The 9,752-nt window shown below is 71.1% G+C and carries 11 protein-coding genes; 9 read left to right on the forward strand and 2 right to left on the reverse strand.

Features of this window, described 5'->3' with window-relative positions:
• Positions 1-6: 6 nt before the first annotated feature.
• The 3 genes from AB0F62_RS21765 to AB0F62_RS21775 all read left to right on the forward strand — a co-directional run bounded on the left by AB0F62_RS21765 (position 7) and on the right by AB0F62_RS21775 (position 2,734).
• On the forward strand, positions 7-1,275 hold the full coding sequence (locus AB0F62_RS21765; RefSeq protein ID WP_361801318.1) for a HAMP domain-containing sensor histidine kinase: 1,269 nt from the start codon (positions 7-9) through the stop codon (positions 1,273-1,275).
• 398 nt (positions 1,276-1,673) lie between these two features.
• Positions 1,674-1,973 (forward strand): DUF4193 domain-containing protein, encoded by a 300-nt coding sequence (locus tag AB0F62_RS21770; RefSeq protein ID WP_018561848.1) that lies wholly within the window; start codon positions 1,674-1,676, stop codon positions 1,971-1,973.
• Positions 1,952-2,734, forward strand: coding sequence for a hypothetical protein (locus tag AB0F62_RS21775; protein WP_361801357.1), 783 nt, complete (start codon positions 1,952-1,954; stop codon positions 2,732-2,734). The genes AB0F62_RS21770 and AB0F62_RS21775 overlap by 22 nt, the downstream gene beginning before the upstream one ends.
• A 32-nt stretch (positions 2,735-2,766) precedes the next feature.
• Here the strand turns inward: AB0F62_RS21775 and AB0F62_RS21780 are convergent, their stop codons facing one another.
• Both AB0F62_RS21780 and AB0F62_RS21785 read right to left on the reverse strand, forming a co-directional pair.
• Positions 2,767-3,216: a DUF3093 domain-containing protein gene (locus AB0F62_RS21780; protein ID WP_361801321.1), complete on the reverse strand. Its 450-nt coding sequence runs from the start codon at positions 3,214-3,216 to the stop codon at positions 2,767-2,769.
• A gap of 26 nt (positions 3,217-3,242) precedes the next feature.
• Positions 3,243-4,127 (reverse strand): SDR family oxidoreductase, encoded by an 885-nt coding sequence (locus AB0F62_RS21785; RefSeq protein ID WP_361801324.1) that lies wholly within the window; start codon positions 4,125-4,127, stop codon positions 3,243-3,245.
• 105 nt (positions 4,128-4,232) lie between these two features.
• Between AB0F62_RS21785 and AB0F62_RS21790 the strand changes: the two genes are divergently transcribed.
• From AB0F62_RS21790 to kdpB, 6 genes are all read left to right on the forward strand, one after another.
• Entirely contained in the window at positions 4,233-4,838 is a 606-nt protein-coding gene (locus tag AB0F62_RS21790) for a PaaI family thioesterase (protein ID WP_361801327.1), read from the forward strand.
• The gene (gene dut, locus AB0F62_RS21795) at positions 4,835-5,368 is read left to right on the forward strand and encodes a dUTP diphosphatase (RefSeq protein WP_361801330.1); all 534 of its coding nucleotides are present in this window, start codon (positions 4,835-4,837) and stop codon (positions 5,366-5,368) included. Before AB0F62_RS21790 ends, dut begins: the two co-directional genes overlap by 4 nt.
• Position 5,369: 1 nt before the next feature.
• Positions 5,370-6,134, forward strand: coding sequence for a DUF3710 domain-containing protein (locus AB0F62_RS21800; protein ID WP_361801333.1), 765 nt, complete (start codon positions 5,370-5,372; stop codon positions 6,132-6,134).
• 311 nt (positions 6,135-6,445) lie between these two features.
• Entirely contained in the window at positions 6,446-6,535 is a 90-nt protein-coding gene (gene kdpF, locus AB0F62_RS21805) for a K(+)-transporting ATPase subunit F (protein WP_361801336.1), read from the forward strand.
• Positions 6,536-6,544: 9 nt separating this feature from the next.
• Positions 6,545-8,206, forward strand: coding sequence for a potassium-transporting ATPase subunit KdpA (gene kdpA, locus AB0F62_RS21810; protein ID WP_361801339.1), 1,662 nt, complete (start codon positions 6,545-6,547; stop codon positions 8,204-8,206).
• Positions 8,207-8,241: 35 nt separating this feature from the next.
• Positions 8,242-9,752, forward strand: a 1,511-nt coding sequence (gene kdpB, locus AB0F62_RS21815) for a potassium-transporting ATPase subunit KdpB (protein WP_361801342.1), incomplete at its 3' end; no start/stop codon positions are given.

Raw genomic sequence — 9,752 nt, forward strand, 5'->3', positions numbered from 1 at the left:
TCCGCCGTGCCCGCGCCCTCGTCCTCGCCGACGACCCCGCCGCCCGCTCCGCAGGCCATCCCCCCGAAGCCCACCTGGGACCCGAAGCCGATCGGCTCGCGTCCCATGCCGCTGCTGCGCCCCACGATCCGGATCCGGCTCACGCTGCTCTACGGCGGCATGTTCCTGATCGCCGGGGTGATACTGCTGTGGATCATCTACCTGCTGGCCGCCCAGGCCATCCGGCAGGGCACCGAGGCCCAGTTCCATGTGGAGGCGGGCCGGCTGTCCCTCACGGGCCTGTGCAGCGAGCTGCCGACCGGGTCGGTCGACCCGGACGACTTCAACGCGGCCTACACGCACTGTCTGGCGGTGCAGCGCGAGTACGCGCTGAACAACCTGCTGAGGCGCTCGCTGTTCTCCCTGGTCGGCCTCGCCGTGCTCGCCTTCGCCTTCGGCTACCTGCTGTCCGGACGCGTGCTGGCTCCGCTGGGCCGGATCACCCGCACGGCCCGCGGCGTGGTCAGCTCCGACCTGACCCAGCGGATCCACCTGACCGGTCCGGACGACGAGCTCAAGGAGCTGGCGGACACCTTCGACGACATGCTGGAGCGCCTGGAGCGGTCCTTCGACGCCCAGCGCCGCTTCGTGTCCAACGCCTCCCACGAGCTGAGAACACCCCTGGCGATCACCCGCACGCTGCTGGAGGTCCAGCTCGCCGACCCGAACGCCTCCCCGGACATGGAGCAGCTGGGCAAGAACCTGCTCGCGACCAACACGCGCAGCGAGCAGCTGGTGGAGGGCCTGCTGCTGCTCGCCCGCAGCGACAACGAGATCGTCGACCGGAAGCCGGTGGACCTCGCCGAGGCGGCCACCCAGGCGCTGGAGCAGACCCGCAGCGAGGCCGTGGCCAAGGGCGTGGAGCTGCGCGGCAGGCTGGGCGAGGCCGTCGTCCAGGGCAACGGCGTGCTGCTGGAGCGCATCGCGCTGAACCTCGTGCAGAACGCCGTCCGGTACAACGTGCGCGACGCGGGCTGGGTGGAGGTCGCCACGGGCGTCGAGCCGGGAGCGGCGGTGCTGACGGTCACCAACACCGGGCCCGTGGTCCCGGCCTACGAGATCGACAACATGTTCGAACCGTTCCGCAGGCTGGGCACCGAGCGCACGGGCAGTGACAAGGGCGTCGGCCTCGGGCTCTCGATCGCCCGATCCGTCGCCCGGGCTCACGGCGGGACGATCTCCGCGGTGCCCCGAGAGGGAGGTGGCCTGGTCATGCGGGTTGTCATCCCCGTGTGACCTGCCCCACGACACCCCCGAGGCCGTGTTCGCTTTGCGCTGAATTTTGCGGTCTGCGGCCACGCGGCGCATGCTGTGAGCGATCACACATACGAATCCGGCCACCGGTACTCTCCGTGATGACGTCGTCCGGGAAAAGAGCGGAAAAATCCATGTTTCCGCAGGTCATGATCACGGGAAGTACACGTGGAGGCGCGAGCAAGGTGCGACAAGTGGGCCGTTTCCGGTCATCACCGGCAGCGGATGCGATCACCCCTTCGGGGGTGCGGTTGGGTGTCGATTGAGTAACGGCACTTGATGTAAGGCAAAATCTCCGCTTCGGGCCGGGCACAAGACCGGCCTCCCATGCGTTACGTGCGCTGGAGACACCGCAGACACCCAGAGGGGGAGAGCGATACATGGCTACCGATTACGACACCCCACGCAAGACAGACGATGACGTCAACGAGGACAGCATCGAGGAACTGAAGGCCAGGCGGAACGACAAGTCGACGTCCACAGTCGACGTCGACGAGTTCGACCAGGCCGAGTCTCTCGAGCTGCCCGGAGCCGACCTCTCCAATGAGGAGCTGTCGGTCCGGGTGCTGCCCCGGCAGGCGGACGAGTTCACCTGCATGAGCTGCTTCCTCGTGCATCACCGCAGCCAGCTGGCCACGGAGAAGAACGGCAACCCGATCTGCCGCGACTGCGCGGCCTGACGGACAGCCGGACCGTGGCGAGCGACGACGAGCGAGGCCATGAGGCCTCGCTCGCGGGCGCCTCGGAAGGACCGGCGGGCGATCTCGTCCCGTCCCGTCCTCCCGGCCGTGCCTCACGGGCACGTGCGCGCGCCAAGGCGGCGCTGAACACCTTCGCCGAGGGGCTCATCGAAACGGCCCCGAGGATCCCCGTCAGGGACCTGGAGACGCTTCGCCGCCAGTTCCCCGGGCTCGGTCCCGAGGAACTGGCCGACAAGCTGGTGAACGCCGCCACGATGGGCACCGCGACGGTCGGCGCCGGCATCGGCGCCGCCGCCATGCTGCCCACCCCGCCGGCCATGCCGGCGGAGCTGGCCTCGGAGACCCTCGGGGTCGCCCTGGTCGAGTACAAGCTCATCGCCGAGCTGCACGAGGTCTACGGGCTGCGCGCCCCGGGCTCGCTGCGGCAGCGCTCGGTGATGTACCTCGCCGAGTGGACCGAGCGGCGCGGGATCGACTTCTCGAAGCCGTCCACGCTGAACATCGCCCTCGGCGGCAGGATGAAACGCGAGCTGCGCCAGCAGCTCATGAAACGCACGATGCGCAATCTGCCGACGCTGACCCCGTTCATGGTCGGCGCGGCGGTGGGTGCCGTCATGAACCGGCGGGACACCAGGAAGCTCGCCGAGCAGATCCGCAAGGACCTGCGGGCCCGCCAGGTGCCCTGGGGCCTGCTCTCCGCGGAGGAGGAGCCGCCGCCCGCCCTCGGGCCCGGCGGCTGACCCCGGCGCCCCCTACAAGGGCGTCCGTGCCCTCAGGCGCGCACGTCGCGCAGCGCCGCGGCGAGCCGCTCGGGCGAACGCGTCGACAGGTACAGGTAGGGCGTCGGGTCCTCGGGGTCGGTGACCTCGACCTTGAGCGCGGTCGGCACATACGCGCGCAGCAGCATGAAGGCGCGCGGGTCGGCCTTGTACGACCGCCACGCCAGGGCCTCGTCCCGGTCCAGCACCGTGGCCTCGCCGAGCGCCGTCACCGGGATCCTGGCGTCCCCGGCCACCAGTGAGCCGGCCACCACCCGCAGCCGCGGCGAGCCGTAGGCGCTGACCAGGGCCGCGCCGGCGGCCGTGCCGCCCACGAGCCCGCCGAGCAGTGCCAGCGGCCCGAGGGGCAGCAGGATCAGCGCCAGTGAGACGCCCGCACCGACGGCGAGCGCCCACCACGAACGCGGCGCGGTCAGCCGCTCCTCATAGGTCATGACGGTCATGACACCCAGCTTGTCATGCCGCCCCGTCAGCGCCCGCCCCGGGACCGCAGCCTCGTCAGCGCGTGCGCGGCGCGCGGGGGCCGGCGCAGCCCCGTGACGACCTGCTTGGCCCAGTCGGACGCGGCGGTCGGCAGGGCGGCGTCCAGGACGGCGGAGGACCGGGCGTCGGTGCCCACCAGATAGCGGGGGAGCGGCCGCGGTGCCGTCAGCGCCTTCAGCACCGTGCGCGCCACCGGGCGAGGCGAGGGCAGCTCCCGCTTGATCATCTCCTCGGCGGCCTCGTACTGGTGCCGGTAGGCCGAGTTGCGGCGCTGCGGCAGCCGGCTCGCGCCCCGCTGCCAGATGTCCGTGCCGTACGAGCCGGGCTCCACCAGCACGACCTTGACCCCGAACGGGGCCGCCTCCATCCGCAGCGCGTCCGTCATCGCCTCCAGGCCCTGCTTGCTGGCGCAGTACCAGCCGAGCAGCGGCATCGAGACCCGCCCGGAGATCGACGAGATGTTGACGATCCGCCCCGCCCGCCGGGTCCGCATCGTGGGCAGCACCAGACGGGCGATGCGCGCCGGGGCCACCAGATTGGTCTCCAGCTGCTGCCGCACCTGCTCGTCGTCGACGTCCTCGATCGCGCCGGGCTGGGCGATCCCCGCGTTGTTGACCACCGCCCACGGGCCGCCGTCCGTCATCGTGGCGATCTCGGTGAACGCCCGGACGGAGGACGTGGCGTCCGTGACGTCCAGGAGTACGGTGCGCACGGACGCGCCGGTCCGCTCCACCGCCTCCCGCAGCGCCTCCGCCTTCTCCTCGCTCCGTACCGTCCCGATGACGTCGAAACCGGCGTGGGCCAGCTCGAGGGCCGTGGCCAGGCCGATCCCGCACCCGGCTCCTGTGACGACGACGGACCTGGGGGTCATGGGGTGCTCCAAGGGATGGTGCTCCGGTGATGGGCGGGCCGCGGGGCCGGAAGGACAACGGCCGGGCGGCGGGAAAGGATCCCGCAGGAGGGTAGGGTCTCCCGCGTGAGTGGAGCTACGACCGACGCCGGCCCGGACCGTCCGGGCCTGACACCGCCCCGCGACGCCGTCGCGCCCGAGCGGCACCCCGACGCCCCCGCGCCCGGCGAACCGCTCGGCGCGCACTACGACCACTGCTTCGGCTGTGGCGGGGCCCAGCCGCACGGGCTGCACCTGGAGGCCAGGGCGGGCGAGGGCGTAAGCGTGACCGCCGAGTTCACCGTCCAGCCCGCCCACCAGGGCGCCCCGGGCCTCGCGCACGGCGGAGTGCTGGCCACGGCGCTCGACGAGACGCTCGGCTCACTCGCCTGGCTGCTGCGCACCATCGCGGTCACCGGCCGGCTGGAGACGGACTTCGTACAGCCGGTGCCGGTCGGCGCCACCCTCCACCTGGAGGCCCGCTGCACCGCCGTCGCCGGACGCAAGATCTACTCCACCGCGATCGGCCGGATCGGCGGCCCGGACGGCCCGGTCGCGGTCCGCGCGGACGCCCTGTTCATCGAGGTCAAGCTCGAGCACTTCACCGACAACGGACGCCCCGAGGAGATCCGGGCCGCGATGTCCGACCCCGATCAGGTCAAGGTCGCGCGGGCCTTCGAGGTGAACCCGTGACCGGCGGCTCTCGCCCCCCGGTCGACGTGCTCATCCACCGTTTGCACGAGGACGTCCCGATTCCCTCGTACGGGCACCCGGGAGACGCCGGGGCCGACCTCGTGACCACCGAGGCGGCCGAACTGGCCCCCGGCGAACGCGCCGTGCTGCCCACGGGGGTGTCCATCGCCCTGCCGGACGGGTACGCGGCCTTCGTGCACCCGCGTTCGGGCCTCGCCGCGCGATGCGGAGTGGCACTCGTGAATGCCCCGGGAACGGTTGATGCCGGGTACCGTGGGGAGATCAAGGTGATCGTGGTCAACCTGGACCCGCGCGAGAGCGTACGGTTCGCAGCAGGGGACCGGATCGCCCAACTGGTCGTCCAGCAGGTCGAGCGGGTCCGCTTCCACGAGGTGGCGGAGCTGCCCGGATCAGTACGGGCGGCAGGGGGCTTCGGCTCCACGGGGGGTCATGCCGCGGTGGATGGCTCGCCGGTCGGTCCGTCCGGCAATGGATACGCATCGGTCATCGCTGACCGGGAAGGACAGTGACGTGTTCCGTCGTCGTCGCAAGGAGCGCGGAGACGCCCTCGACGAGCTCGGGGCCGAGAGCCCTGACGAGCTGGCCGAAGACGCCGAGGAGTCGGACGACTCCATGGAGTCCCGTCGGTACAACCTTCCGCCCGCCCCGAGGCCGGACGGCCCGTGGGACGTGAGTGAGGTCAGGGACCCGGCCGAGGGCCGTGTCGACCTGGGAGGCCTGTTCGTGCCCGGGGTACAGGGCATGGAACTGCGGGTCGAGGTGGCCGGGGAGTCCATCGTCGCCGCCACCGTGGTGCTGCGGGAGAGCGCCGTCCAGCTGCAGGGCTTCGCCGCCCCCAAGTCGGAGGGCATCTGGGGAGAGGTCCGCGACGAGATCGCGTCCGGGATCACCAAGCAGGGCGGCATCGTCGACGAGGTCGAGGGTCCGCTCGGCTGGGAGCTGCGCGCCCAGGTGCCGGTGCAGCTGCCGAACGGCGCCAACGGCGTCCAGGTCGTGCGCTTCGTCGGCTGCGACGGGCCGCGCTGGTTCCTGCGGGGGGTGATCTCCGGGCAGGGCGCAGTCCAGCCCGAGACCGCCGGACTGCTGGAGCAGATCTTCCGCGACACCGTCGTCGTCCGCGGGGAGTCGCCGATGGCGCCGCGCGACCCGATCGTGCTGAAGCTGCCGAACGACGCCCAGATGGTGCCCGAGGGCATCGCCCAGGAGGACAGCGGCCGCTTCTCCGACGGCATCGACCCGATGCGCCGTGGACCGGAGATCACCGAGGTGCACTGAGAGGCACCGAAAGGCGGGGCGGTGGCCCCGCCGCATGCCGAACGCCCGTGGGCCGACCTGTGAGAACAGGCCGGCCCACGGGCGTTTTCGCAGGTCGCCGCGGTAAGCATCAAAGGCCCGTCAAGGCGGTGTGAGGGCCCGTATGGAAGCCGTCAACGGGGCTTCCGAAGGGCGCCGACGGAGGTTTCCTGGCCTGGTCGACGTTCGCTTCCGGACCCTTAGGAGCACACGATGGCCGACCTGGTTTTCGTGGTCGTCACGATCGCGGTCTTCGCCGTGGTGGCCCTCATCGCCAAGGGGGTGGCGAAGCTGTGAGCGCCGAGAACATCGCCGGCCTCGCCGTCGCCGCCGCCCTGCTGGTCTACCTGATCCTGGCGCTCGTCCATCCCGACAGGTTCTGAGGCCCGGACATGAACCCCGTCACCGCCGACGTACTCCAGGTCACCGCCCTCGTCGTGGCGCTCGTCCTGGTGTACCGCCCGCTCGGCGACTACATGGCCGCCGTCTACAGCTCGGACCGGCATCTGCGGGTCGAGCGGCTGATCTACCGCTGCTTCGGCGCCGACCCGGACGCCGAGATGCGTTGGCCCTCGTACCTCAGGGCGGTGCTGGCCTTCTCCATCGTGGGCGTGCTGTTCCTGTACCTGTTCCTGCGGATCCAGAACCACCTCCCGCTGTCGCTGGGCTTCGCCGCGATCACGCCCGACCAGGCGTTCAACACCGCGACCTCGTTCGTGACCAACACGAACTGGCAGTCGTACATGGGCGAGAACGCCATGGGCCACGCCGCCCAGACCGCCGGCCTGGCCGTGCAGAACTTCGTCTCGGCGGCGGTCGGCATGGCCGTGGCCGTGGCGCTCGTCCGCGGCTTCGCCCGCTCCCGCACCGGCGAGCTCGGCAACTTCTGGACCGACATGGTCCGCGGCGTCATCCGCATCCTGCTGCCCATGGCGTTCATCGCCGCGATCGTGCTGGTGGGCTTCGGCGCGATCCAGAACTTCGCCGGCTGGCACGAGATCACCACGCTCTCCGGCGGCCACCAGACCCTGACCGGCGGCGCGGTGGCCTCGCAGGAGGCGATCAAGGAACTGGGCACCAACGGCGGCGGCTTCTACAACGCCAACTCGGCCCACCCCTTCGAGAACCCGGACGCCTTCACCAACCTCTTCGAGATCTTCCTGCTCCTGGTGATCCCGTTCTCGCTGACCCGCACCTTCGGGAAGATGGTCGGCAACCTCAGGCAGGGCTACGCGATCCTCGCCGCTATGGGTGTCATCTGGCTCGGCTTCGTCGCGCTGATGACCTGGGTGGAGTTCGCGCACCCCGGCTCCGCGAACCAGGTCGCGGGCGCCGCGATGGAGGGCAAGGAGCAGCGGTTCGGCGTCGGCGCCTCGTCGCTGTTCGCGGTGAGCACGACCCTGACCTCGACCGGTGCGGTGGACTCCTTCCACTCCTCCTTCACCGGCCTCGGCGGCGGCATCGCGCTGCTCGGCATGATGCTCGGCGAGATCGCCCCCGGCGGCGTCGGCTCCGGCCTCTACGGCATCCTGATCATGGCGGTCATCGCGGTGTTCATCGCCGGTCTGATGGTCGGCCGCACCCCGGAGTACCTGGGCAAGAAGATCGGCACCCGCGAGATCAAACTCGCCGCCCTCTACATCCTCGTCACCCCGGCGGTGGTGCTGGTCTTCACCGCGCTGGCGATGGCGCTGCCGACCCCGCCGCACTCGATCCTCAACAGCGGGCCGCACGGATTCTCCGAGGTCCTGTACGCCTACACCTCCGCCGGCAACAACAACGGCTCCGCCTTCGCCGGTCTGAACGCCAACACGCGGTGGTACAACACCACACTCGGCCTCGCGATGGTACTCGGCCGCTTCGTGCCGATGGTCTTCGTCCTGGCCCTGGCCGGCTCGCTCGCCCGGCAGAAGCCCGTACCCGCCACCGCGGGCACCCTGCGCACCGAGAAGCCGCTCTTCGCGGGCCTGCTCGTCGGCGCGATCCTGATCGTCACGGGCCTGACCTACTTCCCCGCGCTGGCCCTCGGGCCGCTCGCGGAGGGCCTGTCATGAGCCGCGCGACCCCTCACACCACCGCAGAGGAAACCATGCCCACCGACACGTCCGTGCGCGCGCCCGAGGGCGGACCGGCACCGCACGCCCCGCACGCGGGCCACGGCGCCCACGTCTCGGGCGGCCTCTTCGCCCCGTCCCAGCTGATGCGGTCCCTGCCGGACGCGCTGCGCAAGCTCGATCCCCGGGTGATGATCAAGTCGCCCGTCATGTTCGTCGTCCTGATCGGCTCGGTGCTCACCACCGTCCTGGCCGTGCTGTCCCCGACCGACTGGTTCGGCTGGGCGATCACCGCCTGGCTCTGGCTCACCGTGATCTTCGCCAACCTGGCGGAGGCCGTTGCCGAGGGCCGCGGCAAGGCTCAGGCGGACACCCTGCGCAGGGCCAAGACCGACACCGTCGCCCGCCGTATCGAGGACGGCGGCGAGAAACGCGTTCCGGGCACGGAGCTGCGCGTCGGCGACCTGGTGGTCTGCGAGGCAGGCGACGTCATCCCGGGTGACGGTGACGTGGTGGAGGGTGTCGCGTCGGTCGACGAGTCGGCGATCACGGGTGAGTCGGCTCCGGTCATCCGGGAGTCCGGTGGCGACCGCAGCGCGGTGACGGGCGGCACGAAGGTGCTGTCGGACCGGATCGTCGTGCGCATCACGACCAAGCCCGGTGAGACCTTCATCGACCGGATGATCGCCCTCGTGGAGGGTGCGGCCCGGCAGAAGACGCCCAACGAGATCGCGCTGAACATCCTGCTGGCCTCGCTGACCATCGTCTTCCTGCTGGCGGTGGTCACCCTGCAGCCGTTCGCGATCTACGCGGGCGCCGAGCAGTCGACGATCGTCCTGGTCGCGCTGCTGGTCTGCCTCATCCCGACGACGATCGGCGCCCTGCTGTCGGCGATCGGCATCGCCGGCATGGACCGCCTGGTGCAGCGCAATGTGCTGGCCATGTCCGGCCGCGCCGTCGAGGCGGCGGGCGACGTCTCCACGCTGCTGCTCGACAAGACCGGCACCATCACCCTCGGCAACCGCCAGGCGGCGGAGTTCCTGCCCGTCGAGGGCGCGGACGCGGCCCGACTGGCCGACGCGGCGCAGCTGTCCTCGCTGGCCGACGAGACGCCCGAGGGCCGTTCCATCGTCGTCCTGGCGAAGGAGAGGTACGGGCTGCGCGAGCGGCACGAGGGCGAGCTCGCCCACGCCGAGTTCGTGCCCTTCACCGCCCAGACCCGCATGAGCGGTGTGAACGTCGACGGCCGCCAGATCCGCAAGGGCGCGGCCGGCGCCATCGCCTCCTGGGTTTCCGGGAACGGCGGCACCGTCACCGCGGACGCGCAACGCACCGTCGACGCCATCTCCGCCGCCGGCGGCACGCCGCTGCTGGTGGCGGTCAAGGACGCCGAAGGCGCCCGCGCACTGGGTGTCGTCCATCTGAAGGACGTCGTCAAGCACGGCATGCGGGAGCGGTTCGACGAGCTGCGGCGGATGGGCATCCGCACGGTCATGATCACGGGTGACAACCCGCTGACGGCCAAGGCGATCGCCGAGGAGGCGGG

This window comes from Streptomyces sp. NPDC026673, from assembly GCF_040638135.1.
Taxonomy (GTDB): Bacteria; Actinomycetota; Actinomycetes; order Streptomycetales; family Streptomycetaceae; genus Actinacidiphila.

Coding starts and splice junctions, on each gene's coding strand:
- AB0F62_RS21780 (WP_361801321.1), bottom strand. CDS start 3,216: ATGACCGTCATGACCTATGAGGAGCGGCTGACCGCGCCGCGTTCGTGG.
- AB0F62_RS21785 (WP_361801324.1), bottom strand. CDS start 4,127: ATGACCCCCAGGTCCGTCGTCGTCACAGGAGCCGGGTGCGGGATCGGC.
- AB0F62_RS21770 (WP_018561848.1), top strand. CDS start 1,674: ATGGCTACCGATTACGACACCCCACGCAAGACAGACGATGACGTCAAC.
- kdpA (WP_361801339.1), top strand. CDS start 6,545: ATGAACCCCGTCACCGCCGACGTACTCCAGGTCACCGCCCTCGTCGTG.